We start from the raw sequence: 22,102 nt of genomic DNA, 5'->3' as shown, positions 1-22,102 counted from the left end.
ATGACCGGCGGGGGCGTACGGTCGCCGCCCCTGCCGGTCACGTCATTTCTTCGGTACGCTGCTAGTTCTTGCAGGGCTTACCGGGGTTGCAGGCCAGACCGCATACGGTCCAGCCCGAGTACCACGGCAGGCACGAGCAGCACCCGAGAGTGCCGAGAACGCCGGAGCCGGCTCCGTTGATCTCGGTCAGCTCTTCGTCGGTGATTGCGGTGAGGCCTTCGCCCGACGGATGGGCGGGGGCCTCACTCCCGAGGGACAGCCGGTAGTCGGCGTCCTTCCAGGACCGGACTATGTCCACGAATCATCACTCCCTGTAGGAATCGGGCAGGCTCAGCAACAGCCGCGCGTGCCCATGCTGCAGCTGCCGCAGAGGGTCCCGGTCGGGGAGCACACCGTGACGGTCAGAGTGACCGTGGCGCACACCCACGTGGTCCCGCCCGCGACGCCGTCGAGCTGATCGTCGGCCAGCTCGACGAGGCCGGCCGGGTTGGCGGGAGCCTCGCTGAGGGTGGCCCGGTACTCGGGGTCCTTCCATGCGCGAACAAGGTTCATGTGTCTGTCACCTCCTTTCGCTGGGGATGGGAACCGGGCCCGGGGGCCTGGTTCGAGTGCCATCCTCAGCGGCCGTCATGCAGCCGGAATACCGCCCGGGCGGCCCCGGCCGCATACCCGGCGCATACGCCGGAGCGGGTTGCTCCGCCACGGCCGCCCGGCCTCACCCCCGCATGCGACCGCCGCCGTCATCGGGTCCATGACGGCGGCGGTCCCGGTGCGTGCCTTCGCACCGGTCGTGGTGGCGACCGGTGCGGGAACGCACACGCGTGCACGGCGGGTGGGTAGCGGCGGCGGAGCGGCACTTCCTCTACGCGGCGACGGGCCGCCCCCCGCCGGGGCGGACACGGTCGGGGGAGGCCGGTGCGCCGGACGCGAGGCCCGGCGGGCAGGCCGGGCAGGAGGGCCGGACGGCAGGACACGCAGGAGGGCCGGCCGGCGAGGGGCCGACGGCTCAGGCGACCACGGCGATGACGGCTGCCCCCACCAGGGCGAAGGCGCCCCCCACCGCGGTGATCAGGCCCCTGAGACGGAGTATCGCGAACGACGGGCCCCGGGTCGTCGCGCCCTCCGGGTCGGCGGCGCTGTAGTGGACGGTCACCGAGTCGCCCACGGCCGGGGAGATGCGCGCCTGCCGCTCCTCGAAGCTGACGGTGCGCCCGTCCTCGGTGCGGAACTCCAGGGTGGGGTGGCGGTGGACGACGAAGCCGCCCTCGGCGTCCTGCCCCTCCTCGACACGTATGCCGGTGCAGCGGGCCTCGGCGGTGCGGCCCTCGGCCCAGATGGCCCGGAGCCGGGGTCCGTCCATGAGGCGGTCCGCCTGCTTCCGGAACATCATGGTCCCGCCGAGGGAAAGGACGAAGTAGACGGCGGCGATGGCGACGACCATGGGGCTCCCCCGGCGGGATCGGACGGGACGGGCCGACATTGTCCCGTGCGCGGATCGCGCCCGACAAGGCCCTTCGCACCTCCGCCGCCGGGCCCGTCCGGGGCCGCTCCGGACGGGCCGTCAGGTGCGTTCGCGGGCCTTCACACGCCGCGCCTGGCTGCGTACCGCGCCCATGCTCGCCCCGATGACGAGGGCGATCGCCAGTGCGTCGGTGGTCGACAGGGCCTGGTCGAGGACCAGGAATCCGGCCAGGGCGGCGATCGCCGGCTCCAGGCTCATCAGGATCGCGAAGGTGGGGGCGGGCAGCCGGCGCAGCGCCATGAACTCCAGGGTGTACGGGAGCACCGAGCTCAGCAGCGCCACCAGCGAGCCGAGCCCCAGCGTGGCCGGGACCAGCAGCTTCGGCCCGGACTCGACGAGGCCCAGGGGCAGGACGAGGAGGGCGGCGACGGCCAGGGCCAGGGCCAGCCCGTCCGCCTGCGGAAAGCGGCGGCCGGTACGGGCGCTGAAGACGATGTACGTCGCCCACAGGGCGCCCGCGCCCAGTGCGCAGGCGGCGCCGACCGGGTCGAGGCGGTCGAACCCGCCACCGCCCAGCAGCACCACACCGCCCAGCGCGAGCCCCGCCCACACCACGTTGACCAGCCGGCGGGAGGCCACCACGGAGAGGACGAGCGGCCCCAGCACCTCCAGGGTGACGGCCGCACCCAGCGGGATGCGGTCGACGGCCTGGTAGAAGAGCGTGTTCATGCCGCCCATGGCCAGGCCGAAGGCGACGACGGTGCCCCAGTCGGCACGCGAGTAGCCGCGCACCTTCGGCCGGCAGACGATCAGCATCACCACGGCGGCCACGGCCAGTCGCAGCGTGACGACCCCGAGCGCCCCGGCCCGCGGCATCAGCAGCACCGCGACGGCGGAGCCGAACTGCACGGAGAGTCCGCTCGCGACCACCAACGCGATCGGGGCGAGCGCCCCGCCCCGCCCCCGGGGGCCAGGAGCACCGCCCGTGGCACCGACCGGGGCGGCGACCGCCTCGGGTACGGCGACGGCCGCGGCTCCTGCCGCGCTGCGCTGGTCGTTCACCTGCGGTGTCCCTCCCATGTCCGAAGTCCACTCCAGTGGACAACCCGGTCGAAGGTACTGCACCTCCCGTACCCCGGCCGGGCCGCCGTTGGTTCGGTACGTCCTCTTACGGTAGGTACCTCCGCGTGCCATGTGAAATGTCGAAAGGGCTCCGGTTATGCTCCGCGCGCATGAGCATCGGACGTTCCGGGGAAAGCACCGGCCGCGGCATCGAGGTACGGCATCTGCGCGCCTTCCTCGCCGTGGCGGACGAGGGCAATGTCACCCGCGCCGCCACCCGCCTGCACCTCACCCAGCCGGCGGTCTCGCGCACCCTGGCCGCGCTGGAGCGGCACCTGGGCACCCGGCTCGTCGACCGGTCCACCCACCATCTCGCCCTCACCCCGGAGGGTGTCGTCTTCCGCGACAGGGCCGCCGCCGCGGTCGCCGCCTTCGACGAGGCGCTGGACCCGGGCGGGCTGCGCCGGTGGCCGCTGCGGCTCGGGCATGCCTGGTCGGCATTCGGCCCGTACACGACTCCGCTGCTGCGCCGCTGGCAGGAGCGGTATCCGCGGACCCCGCTGGAGCTGCTGCGGATCGACGACCGCACCGCCGGGCTGACCCGTGGCGAGGTCGACGCGGCACTGTTGCGGGGGCCGGTCGAGGCGCCCGGTCTCGTCACCGAGCTGCTGTTCGAGGAGGACCGGGTGGCGGCGGTCGCCACGGACGGCCCACTCGCCGCCCGTGCCACGCTCCGGCTCGCCGATCTGCGGGGCGAGACGGTCGTCCTCAACACCGTGTCCGGCACCACCACGGTCGAGCTGTGGCCCCCGGGCGGGCGGCCCTCCGCGACACTGACGGTCGCCAACACCGACGACTGGCTCGCCGCCATCGCGGCCGGGCGGGGGGTCGGGGTCTCCGGCGCCTCCACCGCTTCCATGCACCCGCACCCCGGCGTCGCCTACCGCCCGCTGACCGACGCCCCGCCCGTACCCGTACTCCTCGCCCGCCGCGACGCCCCCGGCCACCCCGCCCTGCCCGACCTGCTCGCCCTGGCCCACGAGGTGGTGGCGCACGGCCGGGGCACCACCGGCTGAGCAACGGGGCCGGGGCACCGGGAGCACCCCCGCCTCCGTTCCGGCACCCGCCCCTCCCGCAAGCCGCCAGGCCGTCGAGCCACCAGGCCATCGGACCGCCGAACCGCGCCCGGATCCGGTCCGCCGAAAAACCAGTGCGGCCGACGGGCCGGGTCACCAGACTCGGCACATGGATTCCAGGATCACGCGCATCAACCCCGCCCACCTCCACACGACCCCCGGCTACCACCACATCACCGTGGTGGAGGCCGGCCGGACCGCGTACCTGGCGGGTCAGTGCCCGCTCGACGCGTCGGGGGAGGTCGTGGGGCCGGGCGATCTCGATGCCCAGATCGACCAGGTGGTGGCCAACTCCGTCGCCGCCCTGGACGCGGTGGACGCCCGGCCGGAACACGTCGTCCGTTCGGTGATCTACGTCGTCAGCGACGGTGACGCGGCCCTGGGGGCGGTCTGGCGGCGCCTGACCGAATCGGCCCTGGGACCGGCGTTCACCACCGCGAGCACGCTGCTGGGCGTCGCCCAACTGGGCTTCACCGGGCAGCTCGTCGAGCTGGACCTCACCGTGTCCCTCCCCGACGCGCCCGCCACACACGACTGAGACGCACGTCGTTCGCTCAGGGGGTGGGGTCGGGTTCGCGGCAGGGGCGGCAGAGTCCGTCGCGGAAGGCTTCGGGCCTTCCCGGTACGCCACACTCGGTGCACTCCGGCATCACCCGACGCACCGGGGCCTCCGCCGGTACGGGCGGAACGGGCGTCGCGGGCAGACTCGGCGGAAGCTTGTCCTGAAGGCGGCGGCGCACCAGCCCGAACGGCGAACCGACCGCATCGGGAAGCCCCGCCGTCAGGACGCTGGTCAGGTAATCGGCATCCACACCCCGCGCGAACCACTCGGCCGCCAGCCCCTCCAACCCCGCACAGTCCGCCGCCGAAAGCGCCAGGCGGGAGTCCACACGCCCCAGCCGCGCCAGGGCCGCGAACGCGGGCGAGGGAACACCACCATGCGACTGCGGCTGCGGCTGAACCGGGGGCACCGGCTCCGCCGCACGCGGCTGCGGGACCTGCGCAGCAGGCACGGGTACGGAAGCGGGAGCAGGCACCGAAGGAGCGGCGGCGGGGGCCTGGGGGTTGGGCTGTTGGGCGGCTCGGTGGTTCTCGGCGGCGAGGAAGGCGGTCCACCACTCGTTGTCGTGGGCGACCCGCGACCAGAACGTCCGCGTGACCCAACGGACCTGACCGTCCTCGATGCTCACGCAACGCCCCCGCCGAAGATGCCCGGCCACGCTCAGGGCCCGTAACGCACTGCCCACCGCCATCTGCCCGTACAACGGCAGCGACTTCGCAAGCGACTTGATGCCCATCGCCGCACCCTCCGCCAACGCCTCCACATAACCCGCGATGTGCCGCTCACGCACCGGCAACAACGCGAAGTCGGCCTCGTTCGACGGGCGTTCCTCCGGAACGGAACGCTTCCCGTAACCCGGCTTCGCCCTCGAAGGGAGAACGCGCGGAGCTGCGGAGGCACAACGGTCGGGGATAAGCTCGGAAACAGCCAAGGGATCGTCTTTTCTACTTGGGTGCGATCTTGCGGTCAGACCCCGGCCGGTGCTCTAACACCGCGTCGGGGTCGATTCGTTCGCACCGTAAGCGGGCGCGACTCTGCGCCGCAACTCGATCACGATTAGTCATACTTGCTGGCCGTGCCGGGTTCGGGAGGGCGGGTGGGGTTTCCCAACCCACCCAAGAAACCAACCACTTGGAACACACCTCTCGAATCCCGAAGCCCGGATCCCGACCCCCGAATCCCGAAGCTCAAGCCCCGACCCAGAGACCCACCCCCCGCCCACGAAAGAGTGAACCGGCCCCTCCCGAAGCTCGGCACCCGAAGCTCGGGTCTCGGGATTCGGGGCGGGCTCAGGGAGACCGGGGGCTCTCCGGGCGCAGGGCCTCCGCCAGGAGTTCGGCCAGGTGGCGGGCGCGTACGCCGCCGAGCTGGGCGAGCTGAGTACGGCACGAGAAGCCGTCCGCGAGGAGGGCCGTGCCCGGTTCGGCCGCCCGTACCGAGGGGAGCAGGGTCTCCTCCGCGCAGGCCACCGACACGTCCCAGTGGCCGCGTTCGAAGCCGAAGTTCCCGGCCAGCCCGCAGCATCCGCCGCTCAGCTCGCCGGTCAGGCCCGCCCGTTCGCGCAGGCGGCGTTCGGCCGCGTCGCCCAGGACCGCGTGCTGGTGGCAGTGGGTCTGACCGGCGACCGGGCGGTCCAGGCGGGGCGGCTGCCAGTCGGGGGCGTACTCCTCCAGGTACTGGGCCAGTGTTCTGACGGAGGCGGCGAGTTCGGCTGCCCGGGGGTCGTCGGGGAGGAGCTCAGGCAGGTCGGTGCGGAGCGTGGCGGCGCAGCTCGGTTCGAGGACGACGAGCGGGTCGCCCAGGGACGGGCCCATCCGGTCCAGGGTGCGGCGCATCACCGCGCGGGCCCGGTCGAGCCGGCCCGTGGACACGTAGGTGAGGCCGCAGCACAGGCCCCGTCCGCCGGGGAGCAGTACGGTACGGCCCGCCGCTTCCAGGACCTCGACCGCCGCCCGGCCCACCTCGGGCGAGAGGTGGGTGGTGAAGGTGTCGGGCCAGAGGGTGACGGTCCGTTCGTCGGAGACGGTCTCCGTCCGCCCGCCTCCGCGCCGGGCGGGCCCGTGGGTGAAGGGGTGGCGCGGGAGGACGGGGATCGTGCGTTCGGGGGCGATCCCGGCCAGCCGTTTGGCCAGGGCGGCCAGGGGGCGGACGCGGGCCAGGGCGTTCAGGACCGGTGCGAAGGGGGCGGCGAGCCGCAGCCACCGGGGCAGCCCGCCCATCGCGTAGTGCGCGGCGGGGCGGAGGCGACCCCGGTAGTGGTGGTGGAGGAACTCCGCCTTGTACGTGGCCATGTCGACGCCGACCGGGCAGTCGTGGCGGCAGCCCTTGCAGGACAGGCAGAGGTCGAGCGCGTCGCGTACCTCCGTCGACCGCCAGCCACCGGTGATCACCTCCCCGGCGAGCATCTCGTGGAGCAGCCGGGCCCGGCCCCGGGTGGAGTGGGCCTCCTCGCCGGTCACCCGGAACGACGGGCACATCACGCCCGGACCCGCCGTCGGCACCGCCGTACGGCAGGCGGCGACGCCCACGCAGCGGCGGACCGCGGCCGAGAAGTCGCCGCCGTCGTGCGGGTAGCCGAACGCGACGTCCACCGGGCGTTTCGGCAGCACGTCGAAGCGGAGGTGCTCGTCGAGACGGGCGGGGCGGGCGAGGACACCGGGGTTCATGCCGCCGTCCGGGTCCCAGACGTCCTTGAAGCGGGCGAAGAGGGCGACCAGTTCGTCCCCGTACATGCGGGGCAGCAGTTCGGCGCGGGCCAGGCCGTCGCCGTGCTCGCCGCTGAGCGAGCCGCCGTGCGCGACGACCAGGTCCGCCAGTTCCTCGGAGAAGCGGCGGTAGCGGGCGACGCCCGCCGGGTCCAGCAGGTCGAAGTCGATCCGGACATGGACGCAGCCCTCGCCGAAGTGTCCGTACGGGGTGCCGCGCAGGCCGTGGGCGGCGAGCAGGGCGCGGAAGTCGCGCAGGTAGGGGCCGAGGCGGGCGGGCGGTACGGCGCAGTCCTCCCAGCCGGGCCATGCCTCGGTGCCGTCGGGCATCCGGGTCGCGGTGCCCGCCGCGCGCTCCCGGATGCGCCACAGGGCCCGCTGCGCCGCCGGGTCGGTGACGACGGCGGAATCCAGGGCGTCGGCGGCGCGCACGACGCGTTCGGCGTGGGCCCGCGCCTCGGCGGGGGTGGCGCCGCCCGTCTCGACGAAGAGCCAGGCCGCGCCGCGCGGCAGCCCGGCGGGTTCGCGTACGAGGTCGGCGGCCATGCCCTCGACGGTGAGCGGGTGGTGCGGCAGCAGGCCGGGGGCGGCCTCGGCGGCGGCGGACTCGTCCGGGTAGCCGAGTACGGCCAGGGCGCGGGCGGCCGGGGCCTCGACCAGCCGTACGGTCGCCTCCATCACCACGCCGAGCGTGCCCTCGCTGCCGCAGAACGCGCGGGCCGGGTCGGTGCCGCGCTCGGGCAGCAGGGCGTCGAGGGCGTATCCGGAGATCCGGCGCGGGAGGTCCGGGTAGCCGGTGCGCAGCAGGGCGAGGTTCTCGCGGACGAGGGCGGTGAGGGCGTCCAGCGGGGCGGGGACCGCGCCCGGGGCCAGGCGCAGGACGTCGCCGCCGTAGCGGGCCACCGTCAGCTCGCGGACCTGGTCGGCGGTGGTGCCCCAGGCGACCGAGTGGGCGCCGCAGGAGTTGTTGCCGATCATGCCGCCGAGCGTGCAGCGGCTGTGGGTGGACGGGTCCGGGCCGAAGGTGAGGCCGTACGGGGCGGCGGCGGCGCGCAGCTCGTCGAGGACCAGGCCGGGCTGGACGACGGCGGTGCGGGCCACCGGGTCCAGGGCGACCAGCCGGTCCAGGTGGCGGGTGAGGTCGACCACGACGCCGGTGCCGGTGGCCTGGCCCGCGATGGAGGTGCCGCCGCCGCGCGGTACGACCGGCGCGCCGTGCGCGCGGCAGACGGCAAGCGCGGCGGACACGTCGTCGGCGTCACACGGTCGGACGACGCCGAGCGGCACCCTGCGGTGGTTGGATGCGTCCATCGTGTTCAACGCCCGTGCGGTGGGGCCGAATTCGACCTCACCACGGATCGCGCCACGCAGGGCCTGTGCGAGTTCGTCGGGTTCCGTCGGATTCTGTACTACGGCCATGGGACCCAGGATGCCGTTGATCGGGTCACTGAGCCCCACGACGCTTCCTGTTTCCCCCGGGTACGTCAATACGTCGGAATAGGTCGGATGCGTGGTCACATACACAACAGAGAGCGCCACAAGGTCTTCCCAAAGAGAGCGTCAATTCTCATATAGTGACCAGGACTTAGCTTGGAATTGTCAGCTCCAGTTGTCGCTTTTGCGGCTGACGTACCGGACTGACCCCCCGTAAGCTGTTCGACCCGCCCGTTATACCCGATCCGCCCGTTCCATCCGCCCTCCGCCCGTTCCTCGTCCGCTCCCAAGGACCCCCATTGAGCGCCTCTTCCCGGCCAACCGCAGCGGCCCTGCTGATATCGCTGGTCGTCACCGGCTCCCTGTGCCTGTGGGCGGTCCTCGCCGCCCCCGACTCGGTGCGGACCGAACTCGCCTGGGGTCTGGGCGGGGCCGCCGTGCTGCTGTCCACCGCCGTGGCCGTCGCCGTCCGTGCCCGCGCCGAGGTGAAGCGGCAGCGTGCCCGGCTCGCCTCGGAGACCCAGCGGTTCACCGGTGAGATAAGCCGTCTGGTGTCCGCCTCCGCGGCCGACGGTCAGCGGTTCACCGCCGAGACCGCCCGGATCAAGGCCGCGGCGGCCGCCGAGACGGCCCGGCTCAAGGCCGCGGCCGAGGCCGAGACGGCCCGGCTCACCGCGCAGGCCGCCGCCGAGAGCGAGCGGCTCACCGCCGACATCGCCCGGCTCAAGGCCCGCGCCACCCGCAGCGAGACCGAGCGCGCCGCCGCCGTCGCCGCCTGCGCCAACGCCGCGGGCCGGATGCAGGCCCTGTCCACCAGCATGCTCGCCGACCTGCGCGAGATGGAGCACCGGCACTCCGCCGAGGACGTCCTCGGCGACCTGCTCCACCTCGACCACCGCACCGCCCAGGCAGGCAGGCTCGCCGACTCCATCGCCGTACTGACCGGGGCCCGCTCCGGCCGGCGCTGGGCGAAGCCGATCGTGATGGAGTCGATCCTGCGCGGCGCGATGGGCCGGATCAGCGGGTACCAGCGCGTACGGCTCCACTCGACCAGTGATGTCGCGGTCGCCGGTCACGCCGCCGAGGGCGTCATGCACGCGCTCGCCGAGCTCCTCGACAACGCCGCCAACTTCTCGCCGCCCACGGCGGAGGTCCACGTGTACGTCGAGGAGGTGCCGGCCGGCATCGTCCTGACCGTCGAGGACAGCGGCCTGGTCATGAGCGATGTGCAGCTGCGCCGCGCCGAGCGCGCCGTCTCGGCCGTCGACCAGGACCTGACCGGCCTGTCCGGCACCCGGCTCGGCCTCGCCGTCGTCGGCCGGCTGGCCCGCAAGCACGGGCTGACCGTGTCCTTCCGGCCGTCCGCGCGCGGCGGCACCGGCGCCCTGATGATGATCCCGCAGGAGCTCCTCGCCCGGACCCCGGCCGCCGTACCGGCCGCCGCCCCCGCACCGGCCCCGGCGGCCGCGAACCCGGCGCTCCCGGCCCGGTCCCAGACGCAGACCCAGAACCAGGCGCCGGTTCCGGCCCAGGCACCGGCCCCGATGGCCGAGCCCGAGCCCGTCCACGGCACCGCGCGGAACACCGGCACCACGGAGGCCGCGCACACCCCCGAGGCCCTGGAGACCCCGGACCGCCCGGAACCGGCCGCCGCGACCGACGCCGCCGCGTCCGAGACCACCGGCGGCCTCCCCCGCTTCGGCGAGAGCGGGCTGCCCCGGCGCCCCCGCGGCCGCACCCTCGCCGCCGCCGAGGCCCGCGCCGCCCAGGCCAACGCCGAAGGCACCCCGGCCTCCCGGCCCCGTACCTCCGACCCGAAGGAACAGGCAGCCCGCTTCAGCAGCTTCCGCCGGGCCGTCCGCTCCAACTCCCCGCACCCGGAAGAAGGCAACACCCGATGACCGCCACCACCGACGAGAAGCTCAACTGGCTGCTGGAGGGGCTCCTGGAGCGCACCCCCGGCACTCGTCACGCCCTCGTCCTGTCCAGGGACGGCCTCAAGCTGTGCCGCACCCCCGAGCTCTCCGTGGACCAGGCCGACCAGCTGGCCGCGATCTCGGCCGGCATCCAGAGCCTGTCGCACGGCGCGTCCGTCGAGTTCGGTGACGGAAGCGGCGGCGTACGGTCCGCCATGGCCGAGTTCTACGGCGGGGTGCTGTTCATCGTCGAGGCGGGCGACGGCGCCCACCTCGCGGTCGTCGCCTCCGAGGACTCCGACGTCGGCCTCATCGGCCACAACATGAGCGAACTCGTCGAACAGCTCGGCGAACACCTCAGCGCCCCGCCGCGCTCCCGCGCGGACGCGGCCGACGCCGACGCGACCGTATGAACCGGCCCCGCTCCCTCCGGCCCGGCCGGGACGACACGCCGGACCGGCTGTACACCCTCACCGGTGGCCGCAGCCGGTCCGACTCGGACGCGTTCGACCTGGTGACCCTGGTGGTCTCCGAGTGCGAACCGTCCCCCGGCATGCAGTCGGAGCACGTGACGATCCTGCGGATGTGCCAGTCCCCCACCGCGGTCGTGGAGATCTCCGCGGCCCTCGACCTGCCCGTCAGCATCGTCCGCATCATGCTCTCCGACCTGCTGGACACCGGACGGATCAGCGCCCGTCACCCCCGTACTGCCCGTGTCGCGGACCGGCTCCCCGACCCCGACATCCTGGAACAGGTGCTCGTTGGACTCCGCAACCTCTGACCGTGCCGCCCTGCAGGCGACCGCCGACAACGGACTGAAGATCGTCGTCGTCGGCGGCTTCGGGGTCGGCAAGACCACCATGGTCCGCTCCGTCAGCGAGATCCGTCCGCTGAACACGGAGGAGACGATGACCCGCGCGGGCGAGGCCGTCGACAGCCTCGACGGGGTGCACTCGAAGACGTCCACGACGGTCGCCTTCGACTTCGGCCGAATATCGCTCGACGAACGGTCCGTGCTGTACCTCTTCGGCGCACCCGGCCAGGAGCGCTTCTGGTTCCTGTGGGACCGGCTGTTCTCCGGCACCCTCGGCGCCGTCGTCCTCGTCGACACCCGCAGGCTCGCCGACTCCTGGTACGCGATCGACCGGCTGGAGCACCACGGCACGCCGTTCATCGTCGCCTGCAACGACTTCGGCGGCCCGCTCCACACCGAACAGCAGATACGCGAGGCGCTCGCCCTCTCGGACGACGTGCCGCTGGTGGAGTGCGACGCGCGGGACCGCTCGTCCAGCAAGTACGTGCTGATCACCCTGGTCGAGTACCTGCACTCCCTCTCGAAGTCCTCGGGGAACGGGGCTCCGGCCCGGTCCTCCGCCGCCGTCCGTCCGGCGTCCGCGCCGGAGATGACCCCGGAGCCCACCCCGTGACCCAGCCCCCGGCGCCGCCCGCCGGCTGCCCCGTATCCCAGGACCGCGTACCGCTCTCCGGCCCCCGCTTCCAGAGCGAGCCGACCCGGCTCTACCGCGAGATGCGGCGCGACCACGGCGCCGTGGCCCCGGTCGTCCTCGACGGGGACGTGCCCGCCTGGCTGGTCCTCGGCTACCGCGAGCTGCACCAGGTCACCGGCGACCCGGTGCTGTTCAGCCGCGACTCCGACCTGTGGAACCAGTGGGAGCGGATACCCGACGACTGGCCCCTGCTGCCGATGATCGGCCGCAAGCAGCCGTCGATCCTCTACACGGTCGGCCCCCGGCACACCGAACGCGCCGCGATGATCAGCAACGCGCTGGAGGCAGTCGACCCGTTCACCCTCAAGCGGTACGCGGAGGGCTTCGCCGACGGGCTCATCGACCGCTTCTGCACCACCGGCGGCACCGACATCATCGCCGACTACGCGATGCTGCTGCCCGCCCTCGTCCTCGCCCGGATCTACGGCTTCGACGACACCATCGGCGCGGCCCTGGTCGGCTCGCTCAACGACATGATCGACGGACGGGAGCGGGCCCTGGCGGGCCAGCAGCACCTGGCCACGTCCATGTTCCAGCTCCTCGCCGACAAGCACGCCGAGCCCGGCGACGACGTCGCCTCCCGGATGCTCGCCGACCGCGGCGGCTTCACCGACGAGGAAATCGCGCAGGACCTGATGGTCATGATGGCCGCGGGCCACCAGCCGACCGCCGACTGGATCGGCAACTCGCTGCGGCTGATGCTCACCGACGACCGGTTCGCCGCCTCCCTCTCGGGCGGCCGGCACAGCGTCGCCGAGGCCATGAACGAGGTCCTGTGGGAGGACACCCCGACCCAGAACGTCGCGGGCCGCTGGGCCTCCCGCGACACCCACCTCGGCGGGCGCCACATCAAGGCCGGCGACCTGCTCCTCCTGGGCATCGCCGCCGCCAACTACGACCCGCAGATCCGCACCGACGGCTCCGCGATGACCGGCGGCAACAACGCCTTCCTCTCCTTCGGCCACGGCGAGCACCGCTGCCCGTTCCCGGCCCAGGAGACCGCCGAGGTCATCGCCCGGACCGGCATCGAGGTCCTGCTCGACCGGCTCCCGGACATCGACCTCGCCGTCCCGGCCGCCGAACTCACCCGGCGCCCGTCCCCGTGGCTGCGGGGCCTGACCGACCTGCCGTTGACCTTCACGCCCACCCTCGCCCTGGGCCCCGTCACGGGACCGGCCGCGGGAGACCACACCGAACCCGGAGGCCAGAGATGACCCGCATCGCCCTCGACCCCTTCGTCACCGACCTCGACGGCGAGAGCGCCCGGCTGCGGGCCGCCGGCCCGCTCGCCGAGGTGGAGCTGCCCGGCGGGGTGAACTGCTACGCGGTCACCCACCACGCCGAGGCCCGCCAGCTGCTCACCGACAGCCGGATCGTGAAGGACATCAACGTCTGGAACGCCTGGCAGCGCGGCGAGATACCCCTCGACTGGCCGCTGATCGGCCTCGCCAACCCGGGCCGCTCCATGCTGACCGTCGACGGCGCGGACCACCGCCGGCTGCGCACCCTGGTCGCGCAGGCGCTCACGGTGAAGCGGGTGGAGCGGCTGCGCGAGGGCATCGAGGCCCTGACCACCGCGAGCCTGGACCGGCTGGCCGCCCTGCCCACGGACGAGCCGGTCGACCTGAAGGCCGAGTTCGCCTACCCGCTGCCGATGAACGTCATCAGCGAACTGATGGGCGTCGACAAGGCCGACCACCCCCGGCTGAAGGAGCTGTTCGAGAAGTTCTTCTCGACGCAGACCCCGCCGGAGGAGGTCCCGCAGATGATGGCGGACCTCGGCGCGCACTTCACGAAGATCGTCGAGGGCAAGCGGAACAACCCGGGCGACGACCTCACCAGCGCCCTGATCGCCGCCTCCGAGGACGGCGACCAGCTCACCGACGAGGAGATCGTCAACACCCTCCAGCTGATCATCGCGGCCGGTCACGAGACCACGATCAGCCTGGTCGTGAACGCGGTCGTCGCCCTCCAGACCCACCCCGAGCAGCGCGAGCGGGTGCTGAGCGGCGAGGTCCCGTGGGAGAACGTGATCGAGGAGACCCTGCGCTGGTCCTCCCCCACCTCGCACGTCCTGATCCGGTTCGCCACCGAGGACGTCCAGGTCGGCGAGAAGGTCCTGCCGAAGGGCGAGGCCCTGATCGTCTCCTTCGGCGCGCTCGGCCGCGACGAGACGCAGCACGGCCCGAACGCCGCCGAGTTCGACGTCACCCGCTCCCCCAACCGCCACATCGCCTTCGGGCACGGCCCGCACGTCTGTCCGGGCGCGGCGCTCTCCCGGCTGGAGGCCGGCGTGGCGCTGCCCGCGCTGTACGAGCGGTTCCCCGGACTGGAGCTCGCCGTACCCGCCTCCGAGCTGCGGAACAAGCCGATCGTCACCCAGAACGACCTGTACGACCTGCCGGTCACGCTGGGCTGATCCGGGCCGCCGGACCGCCGTCCACGGACCGGAGCGCGCATCTCATCTCACGGACACGGTGCTCGACCGTGTCCGTGAGGCACTACGCTCCGGTTCGTGGCCGATATCCAGATTCCCGCTGACATCAAGCCCGCCGACGGACGCTTCGGCGCCGGTCCCTCCAAGGTGCGCACGGAGGCGCTCGACGCGCTGGCCGCCACCGGCACGTCCCTCCTCGGTACGTCGCACCGCCAGGCCCCGGTGAAGAACCTGGTCGGCTCCGTGCGCCAGGGCGTACGCGACCTCTTCTCCCTCCCCGAGGGGTACGAGGTGATCCTGGGCAACGGCGGCTCCACCGCCTTCTGGGACGTCGCGACGCACGGGCTCATCGAGACCAGGTCCCAGCACCTCAACTTCGGCGAGTTCTCGTCGAAGTTCGCGAAGGCCGCCAAGCTCGCCCCGTGGCTCGACGACCCGACCGTCATCGCCTCCGAGCCGGGCACCCACCCGGAGCCGCAGGCCGAGGCGGGCGTCGACGTCTACGCGCTCACCCACAACGAGACCTCCACCGGCGTCGCCGCTCCCGTCCGGCGTGTCGCGGGCGCCGACGAGGGCGCCCTGGTCCTGGTGGACGCCACCTCCGGCGCGGGCGGCCTGCCCGTCGACATCACCGAGACGGACGTCTACTACTTCGCCCCGCAGAAGTCCTTCGCCTCCGACGGCGGCCTGTGGATCGGCGTCTTCTCCCCGGCCGCCCTGGAACGCGCCGCGCGCGTCCACGCCTCGGGCCGGCACGTCCCGGAGTTCTTCTCGCTGCCCACCGCGATCGACAACTCCCTCAAGAACCAGACGTACAACACCCCCGCCCTGGCCACGCTCTTCCTGCTCAACGAGCAGCTGACCTGGATGAACACCCAGGGCGGCCTGGAGTTCACCACCGGCCGCACGGCCACCTCGGCGCGGAACCTGTACGGCTGGGCCGAGGAGTCCAAGTACGCGACCCCGTTCGTCACCGACCCGGCGAAGCGCTCGCAGGTCATCGGCACGATCGACTTCGCGGACGAGATCGACGCCGCCGCCGTCGCCAAGGCGCTGCGCGCCAACGGCATCGTCGACACCGAGCCCTACCGCAAGCTGGGCCGCAACCAGCTGCGCGTGGCGATGTTCCCGGCGATCGACCCGGCGGACGTCGAGGCCCTGACCGCCTGCATCGACTACGTGATCGAGAAGCTGTAACCGGACCAGGCATCCGGTGAGGGGCCCCGCGCCGACGCGCGGGGCCCCTCGTCGTTCACCCGGTCGAGTGGCGCACGCGCATCCGTCCGCGAACGCCCGATCCGTCCTACGATGATGTCCTCGACCACACCCCTTCAGGAGGCCCGCAGTGTCTGCAGCAGCAGTCGAGCACCCCTGTGACGGTGAGCCGGAGTCACAGCTCACGCTGGCCAACAGGCTCGCGGAGCAGAACCCGGGTTCCCGCGTCGAGATCATCGGAGGCGTCATCACCGTGGCCCCACCCCCGGACGGACCGCATGCCAACGCACTGACCACGATCATGGTCCCCTTCCTGGCCGCAGGTCTCCACAGCGAGGAAACCAAGGTCCTCCAGGGAATCGGCCTGTGGCTCCCCGGTGGCCCCGAGGACTACGCCATCCCGGACCTGGCACTCGTCGACGCCGACTTCGACAAGCACCTGATCGAGAACAACTGCTACGACCCCGCCGTCTTCCGCCTCGTGCTGGAGGTCACCTCCAGCAACTACAACAACGACCTGCGCAACAAGGTCGCGGCGTACTCCGAGGCCAAGATCCCGGTCTATGTGATCGTCGACCGCAAGCACGGCCGGGTGCACGTCCTGACCGAGCCCATGGGCGGCGGCTACGACAGCCACCAGGTGTACGCCCCCGGTCAGACGGCCGAGCTGCCCGGCTCCCTCGGCGCCCCCGTGACGCTCGATGTCGACGCGCTCGTCAGGGCGGGCCGCCCCCGTACCTGATCATCCGGTTCGGCCGCCCCCGTGTCCGGCCGAACCGCTTGCCGCCCGCCCTGCCCGCCTCAGCCGGCGGGGGCCGCCGTCAGGATCTCCTTCAGCCGGGCTATGCCCGCGGCCCACGCCTTGTCCCCCGACTCGTCCCACAGCTCACGCAGCTCCGAGTCCTCCCCCAGGACCGCGTCGAGTGCCCGCACCGCCAGCTGGCGCAGCTCCGGGGCGAAGACCGGCAGCGCCTCCTTCGGACCGTACGGGGTGGTCACCGCCGCGCCGCCCGGGCACTGGGCGGCCACCAGCGCGGCCGCCGCGACGGCGACCGCTCCCTCGTCACTGTCCAGGTACTCCGACGTCTCGGCCGCGAAAGCCAGCGCCTCGCGGACCACCGCTTCCCGCTCCGCCCACGGCGTGTCGTCCACCTGACCGGAGAAGTCCGCGGCGCTGTCGCTGTCGAAATGGCCGGTGTCCCACGTACCCATCTGAACTGCCCTTCGCGCAGGTCGTGCACGCACACGGGTGCCCCACGGCACCCGTCCACGGTGCGTACGCCCATTCGGTGCGTACGTCCCTCACTCTGGCAGCCACCACTGACAACGCCCCGCTCCGCGCCTCGGCCCTCCGTCACCCCTTCTTCCGTCGCACGCCCAGGAAGACCAGGACGGCCGCCCCCAGGAGCACCAGCGTGCCGGTCGTGCCGAGGCCCTTGCCGCCGCCGGTGGCGCCCTCCGCCCCGGCGGGCGGGGTCGGGGATCCGCCCTTCCCGGACGGGGACTTCCCGCCGCCGTCCCCGTCCACGTCCACCCGCACCACCTCGCTCCGCTTCCCCTCCGAGCCGAACATCAGCGCCGAGCCGTCCGGCGTGAACGTCACGGACTCCGCCTGCGGCTGGAGCGGTCCCTGGACCGCGCGGTCGGCGCCGAGCCTGCCGTTCTTGAAGGCGTAGGCACGGGCGCTGAAGTAGGAGCGCAGCACCAGCTCCTTGCCGTCCGGGGAGAACGCCCCGTCCGTCACCCACGGCACCTCGCCCACCCGCCGGAAGACGTTGGTGGCGGAGGTGGTCAGCTTCGCCGGGCCCTCGTACAGCCCGCCGCCGCCCTCGTTCTTCGACGCGATGTAGACCCGCCCGGTCTTCGGGTGGACCATCAGCGCCTCGGCGTTGCGCGGGCCGTCGGCGTACTTCACGTCGAACTGGGTGGCGGTGACCGTCGCGTCCTTCAGCCGCTTCGGCTCCGGGAAGCGGTAGATCCAGACGTGGTCCCAGCTTCCGTTCAGGTTGTCGCCGATGTCGCCGACGTACAGGTTGCCGTCCGGGCCCAGCGAGATCGCCTCCACGTCGCGGGGGCTGCCGACGCCCTTCATGGTGATGGTCGCCACCGTCCGTCCGGTCCGGGAGTCGACGGCGTAGACGTACGGGCCGTCGTCGCTGTCGTTGTGCGTCCAGTAGATGCCCGGGTGGGTGCGGCTGGCGGCGAGGCCGCTGGACTCGGTGATCCGCGGGTCCTCGATGGTGAAGGTCCGGTCGGCCCCGCCCTCCGCCGCGGCCGGGGCCGCCCCGGCGAGGAGGAGCAGCGCGGCGGCTGGCAGCACGGTCAGGTACGAAGGCATGGGACAAGTGTCCATCGTCACGTCGCAGCCCGTGGGAACGATCCACGATGATGAGGCCATGAGATTCACGCCGGTCGGCGATTCGATGACGATAGGCCGGAGCGGCGACTTCACCTGGCGCTACCGGATGTGGCAGCACCTCGACGCCACGTTCGACGGCCCGTTCTCGATCGTCGGCCCGCGCACCGAGCTGTACGACACCGACGCGGGCGCCCCCGTCTCGGACGCGTACGGCGCGCCGGACTTCCCCACCGCTGCCCGCGCCCACCTGGCCGGATGGGGCGAGGGCTGGCTGCACATGGCCCCGGTGATCGCGGACGTGGTGACCGCGTACCGCAGTGACGTGCTGCTCGTCTCGCTCGGCCTGATAGACCTCGGGTTCTACACCGACAGCGGGCAGACCGCGGAGAACGCGCGGGCGTTCATCACGGCGGCGCGCACCGCGAATCCGCACGTCAGGATGGTTCTGCTGCCCGTGATCCCGAACATACGGGCCGAGTCGGACGCCCCGTTCGCCGCCGAGTGCGACCGGTTCAACGAGCTGCTGGCGAAGGCCGTGGCCGATCTCGACGAGCCGTCGTCCCCGGTGCTGCTGGCCTCCCGCCCGCCGGGCTACGACATCCACGAGGACACGTACGACGGCACGCATCCCGGCCCCAGTGGCGAGCACGCGCTGGCGGGCGCCTTCGCCGACGCGATGCACCAGGCGTGGGGCCTGGGCGGCCCGTACGTACCGCGCCCCTGACCGGTCGGGCGGTCCATCCGCTCCGTGGGGGCGCTCACCGCTCCGTGGCGGGCCGGGCCCGTACGTGCATCCGCTCGCCCTGCTGACCGAAGAGACTGAGGAACTCGACCGGTTCCGGCCCGGCACTGGCCCAGGCGTGCGGGGTACGCGTGTCGAACTCGGCCGCCTCGCCCGCCGTGAGCACCAGATCGTGCTCCCCCAGCAACAGCCGCAGCCGCCCCGCCAGGACGTACAGCCACTCGTACCCCTCGTGCACCCGCTGTTCCAGCGGCCCGGTGGTGCCCCGGCCGCCGGGCAGGATCTGCTTGTACGCCTGGAGGCCGCCGAGGTGCCGGGTGAGCGGGACGAAGGTCATGCCGTCGCGGGTGAAGGGGCGGAAGTGGACGCGCGGATCCCCGGTGGCGGGGGCGCCGACCAGCTCGTCGAGCTGCACCCCGTACGCCTTGGCCAGCGGGAGCAGGAGTTCGAGCGTGGGTTTACGGCCGCCCGACTCCAGCCGCGAGAGGGTGCTGAGGGAGATCCCGGTCGTCTCGCTGAGCTGGGCGAGGGTCGTACCGCGCTGCCGCCGCAGCACACGCAGGCGCGGGCCGACACCGGTCAGGACCGACGTGATCTCGTCGTCACCCGGTTCTTCCGGCCGTTCCGGTCGTTCCGCTCGTCCTGCTCGTTCCCGGTGGTCCGGGTGGTCCGCGCCTTCTGCCATGCGTCCATTATTCGGCTCGTCCGACGAACCGGCGCGGTCCGGGCCCCGGTCCCGCCCATGTCAGGTCGACAGGATCATGGAGAGCGAGAGCCGGGTCAGCTCGTCGGTCAGCCACTCGGCGTCGACCTGGCGGGGGCGGCGGCCGTGGTGGGCCATCAGCTCGTCCACCGCGTGGGTCAGCACCGTGACGGTCACCTGGTGGTCGCTCTCCACCGCCTCGCCCCGGCGCACCGCGCGCTCGGCCTCCGAGGTCAGGAACTCCAGCCACATCGTCCGCCAGGTCGTCAGGTGGTTGTCCACCTCGTAACTGACCCCGAGCACCTCGACGAAGGCCACCCGCGCCGCGCACGGGTCCTCGGTCACCGCCTTCACGTACGCCTCGAAGAGCAGCCGGCACCGCACCGCCGTGGAGCAGTCCTCCATGCCCTCCGCCATCAGGGCGTTCTCGGCCGCGCGCAGCCCGAGCGTCGCCACCTCGTCGTACAGCGCCATCAGCAGGACCTCCCGGGAGAGGAACTCCTGCTGGAAGACGTGGACCGGCACCTTCGCGCGGGCGCACAGGTCCTCGACACTCGTATGCGCGTACCCGTACGCGCCGAACAACTCCCGCCCCGCGCGCAGCAGTCGGTCCCTGGCTCCCAGGAGCTCCATGGACTGCCCGACCGCCCCGTTCCGCCGGCTCGCCACGACACCCGTCATCGGTCCTCCTTCGTCGTCCGTACCGCTGCCCCCACTCTCCCCGCTCCGCCCGGCCGGTGGTGGGTTCGCCACGCGTGGTTCCGGTGCGCGCGGGGTGGCTTCCAGCCATGTCCGATGACGTGTCGAACCGTTGTCGGTGTGGAGTTCCACGCGGCGCTCTGGCACTCCATCACTTCCGGGGCCTCCTTGCCTCCCGGACGCCCGAAGAAACACCCGCCAGGGGGGCGCGCAGCCTGCGCATTCACGCCCCCGCGTCGTTGCCCGGCGCCCGGTGGACCGCCCGCGCGGCGCGCCGGGCGCCGGGCACGGACCGCCGCGCCGCACCGGGTACGAAACACCCCCGGACCCGCCCTGCGGCGCGTCCGGGGGTGTGGTGTTCCGGCCGCCGGTCAGGCCTTGCCGGTGCAGATCGCGTCGTACGGGCGTCCCGGGCTCGGGAACAGTTCCAGCGGTGTGCTGCCGGACGGGCAGTCCTCCGCCTTCTTCGTCAGGTCGAGGACCTTGCTCCCGCCGCCGTCGGCGCAGGGCACTTCCTTGGCCTGATCCGTCACACAGTCGCCCTTCACCAGCTGGCCGCCGCCCGCACCGGCGTCACCGGGGTGCTCACCGGCCAGGTTGCGGCCGCAGATGGTCTTGCTGGGGATGCCGCCCTTGGCGTCGCCGGAACCGAAGGAGACCTTCACCGAGATGATCTCGTCCGTGCCGGCCGGGCACTGGATGGAGTCGGCGAAGACCGCTCCGTCCTTGACCTCCAGGGCCTTGATGGTCGCCTTGGAGTCGCCGCAGTCCAGCGGCTGGTAGGCGTCCTTCGCGCTGCTGTCGGGACCGGCGCAGTCGCCGACCTTCCAGTCCTTGGCCGCATGCGTCCCGTCGCTCGTCCCCTTGTCGCAGGCGCTGCCCGCGCCCAGGACGAGCGCGACCGCCAGCACTGCCTTCGAACCGTTCAGCAGAGCCGTACGGGAGCGGCGGCGCGGTGCGGAACCAGTACCGGACCGGCTGCCGCCGTGGGGGCGCGTGCTGCCGTTCACTCTCATGCTGCTCCTCAACTCCTCGGATGTGGCGCGGTCCGCGCGGCACTGGGGACGGCGCCGGATCGGGCACCGGTGCACGGGCCGCGCGGGGTGGCGCGGGCGTAAGGACGGCATAAGCGTGGGGCGCGGTTCCCGGAGTTCCGGAATCAGCCGGCCGGGGCGTCCGGGGCGGTGAAGGAGACGTCCGCGGCGTGCGGCACGACCTCCAGATCGCTGCCGAGGGCCCACTCCGCGACCCGCGAGACCGCGGCGGCCGGAACCACCCCGCTGATCCCCGGCGCGGCCGGGATGTCGTGCGTGGCGTGGGCGTCGTGCGGCATGACGACCCGGTACCCCAGCTCCAACGCCGTACGGGCGGTGGCCTGCACGCACATCTCGGACATCACCCCGCACACGGCGAGCGCCCGCACCCCGGCGTCCGTCAACAGGCGGCGCAGGGGCGTCTCGTGGAAGCCGTCGTCCCGGGTCTTGCGGATCGCGTGCTCCGTGGCCGACTCCGTCACGGGGTGGTGCAGCGCCCACCCGGGCGTGCCCGGCTCGTCCCCGGCCCCGGGCTGCCCGTCGTTCTGTACGTGGACGACGAGCGCGCCGCCCGCACGGGCGCGGGCGATCAGCTCCGCCGTCCGGTCGACGAGCCTCGCCGCGTCGGGCACCGCCCGGTCCCCCTCGACGGCGTCTTTCTGCACATCCACAACGATCAGCGCGTGCACGGGTGATGCCGGGGTGGCGGGAGGGGCGGCGGGCACCGGATGGGTCTCATGGTCGGTCATACCGTCATCATGTCGGTGCGGGATCACATGTCACAGACTGTCCACAGCCTCCGGTACCCGATTGCTTCGATCGTGGCGGGATTGATAGGGATGGTCGGGACGTTTGTTTGATCGGTTGTCGATCGGGTTGGCAGGGGGACTGGATGAAGTTCGACATGGGGTCGCAGGTTCTGACGACGCTGTCGTCGAAGTCGCGTGGGTCGAGTGATGACCTGGGGACGTTGATCCGTCAGCTGGTGCAGGCCGCAGCGCCGTTGGAAGGGAAGTTCCACGGTTCGGGCCGTGTGGCGTTCGATTCGTTCAAGAGTCGTTCGGACGAGATCACGGCGGCGTTGAACGGTTCGTTGTCGGCTCTGCTGGGCGGTCAGTCCGGGATGGA

General features: G+C 72.6%; 24 protein-coding genes. 12 read left to right on the top strand and 12 right to left on the bottom strand.

Features of this window, described 5'->3' with window-relative positions; translation table 11 throughout:
• Nucleotides 1-61 precede the first annotated feature (61 nt).
• The 4 genes from ACF08W_RS23060 to ACF08W_RS23045 form a co-directional block, all read right to left on the bottom strand.
• Nucleotides 62-298 (bottom strand): mersacidin/lichenicidin family type 2 lantibiotic, encoded by a 237-nt coding sequence (locus tag ACF08W_RS23060; RefSeq protein WP_010071700.1) that lies wholly within the window; start codon nt 296-298, stop codon nt 62-64.
• A gap of 32 nt (nt 299-330) precedes the next feature.
• Entirely contained in the window at nt 331-552 is a 222-nt protein-coding gene (locus ACF08W_RS23055; protein ID WP_352275857.1) for a mersacidin/lichenicidin family type 2 lantibiotic, read from the bottom strand.
• 454 nt (nt 553-1,006) lie between these two features.
• Nucleotides 1,007-1,441 carry a DUF3592 domain-containing protein gene (locus ACF08W_RS23050; RefSeq protein ID WP_385207715.1) on the bottom strand — a complete coding sequence of 145 codons (435 nt, stop codon included), beginning with the start codon at nt 1,439-1,441 and terminating at the stop codon, nt 1,007-1,009.
• A 120-nt stretch (nt 1,442-1,561) separates the two neighbouring features.
• Nucleotides 1,562-2,524 (bottom strand): DMT family transporter, encoded by a 963-nt coding sequence (locus ACF08W_RS23045; protein WP_385208631.1) that lies wholly within the window; start codon nt 2,522-2,524, stop codon nt 1,562-1,564.
• Nucleotides 2,525-2,694: 170 nt separating this feature from the next.
• Between ACF08W_RS23045 and ACF08W_RS23040 the strand changes: the two genes are divergently transcribed.
• Nucleotides 2,695-3,600, top strand: a complete 906-nt coding sequence (locus tag ACF08W_RS23040; protein WP_392280382.1) for a LysR family transcriptional regulator — start codon at nt 2,695-2,697, stop codon at nt 3,598-3,600.
• Between the two features lie 169 nt (nt 3,601-3,769).
• Nucleotides 3,770-4,198: a RidA family protein gene (locus ACF08W_RS23035; protein ID WP_392280381.1), complete on the top strand. Its 429-nt coding sequence runs from the start codon at nt 3,770-3,772 to the stop codon at nt 4,196-4,198.
• Nucleotides 4,199-4,214: 16 nt separating this feature from the next.
• Here the strand turns inward: ACF08W_RS23035 and ACF08W_RS23030 are convergent, their stop codons facing one another.
• Nucleotides 4,215-5,153, bottom strand: a complete 939-nt coding sequence (locus ACF08W_RS23030) for a MarR family transcriptional regulator (RefSeq protein WP_392280380.1) — start codon at nt 5,151-5,153, stop codon at nt 4,215-4,217.
• A 358-nt stretch (nt 5,154-5,511) separates the two neighbouring features.
• Complete coding sequence (locus ACF08W_RS23025; protein WP_392280379.1) at nt 5,512-8,346, bottom strand: FAD-binding and (Fe-S)-binding domain-containing protein; 2,835 nt, start codon at nt 8,344-8,346, stop codon at nt 5,512-5,514.
• A gap of 314 nt (nt 8,347-8,660) precedes the next feature.
• Here ACF08W_RS23025 and ACF08W_RS23020 point away from each other — a divergent pair, with 314 nt between their 5' ends.
• The 8 genes from ACF08W_RS23020 (at nt 8,661) to ACF08W_RS22985 (ending at nt 16,179) form a co-directional block, all read left to right on the top strand.
• Nucleotides 8,661-10,262: a sensor histidine kinase gene (locus tag ACF08W_RS23020; protein WP_392280378.1), complete on the top strand. Its 1,602-nt coding sequence runs from the start codon at nt 8,661-8,663 to the stop codon at nt 10,260-10,262.
• Nucleotides 10,259-10,690, top strand: coding sequence for a roadblock/LC7 domain-containing protein (locus ACF08W_RS23015; protein ID WP_352275842.1), 432 nt, complete (start codon nt 10,259-10,261; stop codon nt 10,688-10,690). Before ACF08W_RS23020 ends, ACF08W_RS23015 begins: the two co-directional genes overlap by 4 nt.
• Entirely contained in the window at nt 10,687-11,058 is a 372-nt protein-coding gene (locus ACF08W_RS23010) for a DUF742 domain-containing protein (protein WP_392280377.1), read from the top strand. The genes ACF08W_RS23015 and ACF08W_RS23010 overlap by 4 nt, the downstream gene beginning before the upstream one ends.
• A complete protein-coding gene (locus ACF08W_RS23005) occupies nt 11,039-11,704 on the top strand; it encodes an ATP/GTP-binding protein (RefSeq protein ID WP_385207699.1) in 666 nt (221 codons plus the stop codon). Before ACF08W_RS23010 ends, ACF08W_RS23005 begins: the two co-directional genes overlap by 20 nt.
• Nucleotides 11,701-12,999 carry a cytochrome P450 gene (locus ACF08W_RS23000; protein WP_392280376.1) on the top strand — a complete coding sequence of 433 codons (1,299 nt, stop codon included), beginning with the start codon at nt 11,701-11,703 and terminating at the stop codon, nt 12,997-12,999. The genes ACF08W_RS23005 and ACF08W_RS23000 overlap by 4 nt, the downstream gene beginning before the upstream one ends.
• Complete coding sequence (locus ACF08W_RS22995; protein ID WP_392280375.1) at nt 12,996-14,204, top strand: cytochrome P450; 1,209 nt, start codon at nt 12,996-12,998, stop codon at nt 14,202-14,204. The genes ACF08W_RS23000 and ACF08W_RS22995 overlap by 4 nt, the downstream gene beginning before the upstream one ends.
• Before the next feature lie 96 nt (nt 14,205-14,300).
• On the top strand, nt 14,301-15,419 hold the full coding sequence (gene serC, locus ACF08W_RS22990) for a phosphoserine transaminase (protein WP_352275835.1): 1,119 nt from the start codon (nt 14,301-14,303) through the stop codon (nt 15,417-15,419).
• Between the two features lie 148 nt (nt 15,420-15,567).
• Complete coding sequence (locus ACF08W_RS22985; protein WP_392280374.1) at nt 15,568-16,179, top strand: Uma2 family endonuclease; 612 nt, start codon at nt 15,568-15,570, stop codon at nt 16,177-16,179.
• Nucleotides 16,180-16,238: 59 nt separating this feature from the next.
• Here the strand turns inward: ACF08W_RS22985 and ACF08W_RS22980 are convergent, their stop codons facing one another.
• Together ACF08W_RS22980 and ACF08W_RS22975 are read right to left on the bottom strand one after the other, a co-directional pair.
• Nucleotides 16,239-16,649 carry a DUF4259 domain-containing protein gene (locus ACF08W_RS22980; protein WP_352275832.1) on the bottom strand — a complete coding sequence of 137 codons (411 nt, stop codon included), beginning with the start codon at nt 16,647-16,649 and terminating at the stop codon, nt 16,239-16,241.
• A 142-nt stretch (nt 16,650-16,791) separates the two neighbouring features.
• Nucleotides 16,792-17,775: a WD40 repeat domain-containing protein gene (locus tag ACF08W_RS22975; protein WP_385207686.1), complete on the bottom strand. Its 984-nt coding sequence runs from the start codon at nt 17,773-17,775 to the stop codon at nt 16,792-16,794.
• Between the two features lie 58 nt (nt 17,776-17,833).
• Here ACF08W_RS22975 and ACF08W_RS22970 point away from each other — a divergent pair, with 58 nt between their 5' ends.
• Complete coding sequence (locus tag ACF08W_RS22970; RefSeq protein WP_392280373.1) at nt 17,834-18,520, top strand: GDSL-type esterase/lipase family protein; 687 nt, start codon at nt 17,834-17,836, stop codon at nt 18,518-18,520.
• Between the two features lie 34 nt (nt 18,521-18,554).
• On the opposite strand, the gene ACF08W_RS22965 is transcribed toward ACF08W_RS22970, so the two are convergent.
• The 4 genes from ACF08W_RS22965 to ACF08W_RS22950 all read right to left on the bottom strand — a co-directional run bounded on the left by ACF08W_RS22965 (nt 18,555) and on the right by ACF08W_RS22950 (nt 21,723).
• Nucleotides 18,555-19,223 carry a helix-turn-helix domain-containing protein gene (locus ACF08W_RS22965; protein ID WP_352275828.1) on the bottom strand — a complete coding sequence of 223 codons (669 nt, stop codon included), beginning with the start codon at nt 19,221-19,223 and terminating at the stop codon, nt 18,555-18,557.
• 60 nt (nt 19,224-19,283) lie between these two features.
• A complete protein-coding gene (locus ACF08W_RS22960; RefSeq protein ID WP_352276152.1) occupies nt 19,284-19,874 on the bottom strand; it encodes a TetR/AcrR family transcriptional regulator in 591 nt (196 codons plus the stop codon).
• A 437-nt stretch (nt 19,875-20,311) separates the two neighbouring features.
• Entirely contained in the window at nt 20,312-20,956 is a 645-nt protein-coding gene (locus ACF08W_RS22955; protein WP_392280372.1) for a hypothetical protein, read from the bottom strand.
• Nucleotides 20,957-21,099: 143 nt separating this feature from the next.
• Nucleotides 21,100-21,723 carry an isochorismatase family protein gene (locus ACF08W_RS22950; RefSeq protein ID WP_392280371.1) on the bottom strand — a complete coding sequence of 208 codons (624 nt, stop codon included), beginning with the start codon at nt 21,721-21,723 and terminating at the stop codon, nt 21,100-21,102.
• Nucleotides 21,724-21,866: 143 nt separating this feature from the next.
• Between ACF08W_RS22950 and ACF08W_RS22945 the strand changes: the two genes are divergently transcribed.
• Nucleotides 21,867-22,102, top strand: a 236-nt coding sequence (locus tag ACF08W_RS22945) for a hypothetical protein (RefSeq protein ID WP_392280370.1), incomplete at its 3' end; no start/stop codon positions are given.

The sequence above is a fragment of the Streptomyces sp. NPDC015144 genome, from assembly GCF_043079735.1.
Classification (GTDB): domain Bacteria; phylum Actinomycetota; class Actinomycetes; order Streptomycetales; family Streptomycetaceae; genus Streptomyces.
Note: the sequence above shows the minus strand (reverse complement) of the source record. Positions and strands in the feature narration are given on the sequence as shown.

Excerpts from the sequence above, each read along its gene's own strand:
- ACF08W_RS22950 (WP_392280371.1), bottom strand. The coding sequence starts at position 21,723 with ATGACCGACCATGAGACCCATCCGGTGCCCGCCGCCCCTCCCGCCACC.
- ACF08W_RS22965 (WP_352275828.1), bottom strand. The coding sequence starts at position 19,223 with ATGGCAGAAGGCGCGGACCACCCGGACCACCGGGAACGAGCAGGACGA.
- ACF08W_RS23015 (WP_352275842.1), top strand. The coding sequence starts at position 10,259 with ATGACCGCCACCACCGACGAGAAGCTCAACTGGCTGCTGGAGGGGCTC.
- ACF08W_RS23055 (WP_352275857.1), bottom strand. The coding sequence starts at position 552 with ATGAACCTTGTTCGCGCATGGAAGGACCCCGAGTACCGGGCCACCCTC.
- ACF08W_RS22995 (WP_392280375.1), top strand. The coding sequence starts at position 12,996 with ATGACCCGCATCGCCCTCGACCCCTTCGTCACCGACCTCGACGGCGAG.
- ACF08W_RS23010 (WP_392280377.1), top strand. The coding sequence starts at position 10,687 with ATGAACCGGCCCCGCTCCCTCCGGCCCGGCCGGGACGACACGCCGGAC.
- ACF08W_RS22975 (WP_385207686.1), bottom strand. The coding sequence starts at position 17,775 with ATGCCTTCGTACCTGACCGTGCTGCCAGCCGCCGCGCTGCTCCTCCTC.
- ACF08W_RS22980 (WP_352275832.1), bottom strand. The coding sequence starts at position 16,649 with ATGGGTACGTGGGACACCGGCCATTTCGACAGCGACAGCGCCGCGGAC.
- ACF08W_RS22955 (WP_392280372.1), bottom strand. The coding sequence starts at position 20,956 with ATGAGAGTGAACGGCAGCACGCGCCCCCACGGCGGCAGCCGGTCCGGT.
- ACF08W_RS23025 (WP_392280379.1), bottom strand. The coding sequence starts at position 8,346 with ATGGCCGTAGTACAGAATCCGACGGAACCCGACGAACTCGCACAGGCC.
- ACF08W_RS22970 (WP_392280373.1), top strand. The coding sequence starts at position 17,834 with ATGAGATTCACGCCGGTCGGCGATTCGATGACGATAGGCCGGAGCGGC.
- ACF08W_RS23040 (WP_392280382.1), top strand. The coding sequence starts at position 2,695 with ATGAGCATCGGACGTTCCGGGGAAAGCACCGGCCGCGGCATCGAGGTA.
- ACF08W_RS22960 (WP_352276152.1), bottom strand. The coding sequence starts at position 19,874 with ATGGAGCTCCTGGGAGCCAGGGACCGACTGCTGCGCGCGGGGCGGGAG.
- ACF08W_RS23050 (WP_385207715.1), bottom strand. The coding sequence starts at position 1,441 with ATGGTCGTCGCCATCGCCGCCGTCTACTTCGTCCTTTCCCTCGGCGGG.
- ACF08W_RS23035 (WP_392280381.1), top strand. The coding sequence starts at position 3,770 with ATGGATTCCAGGATCACGCGCATCAACCCCGCCCACCTCCACACGACC.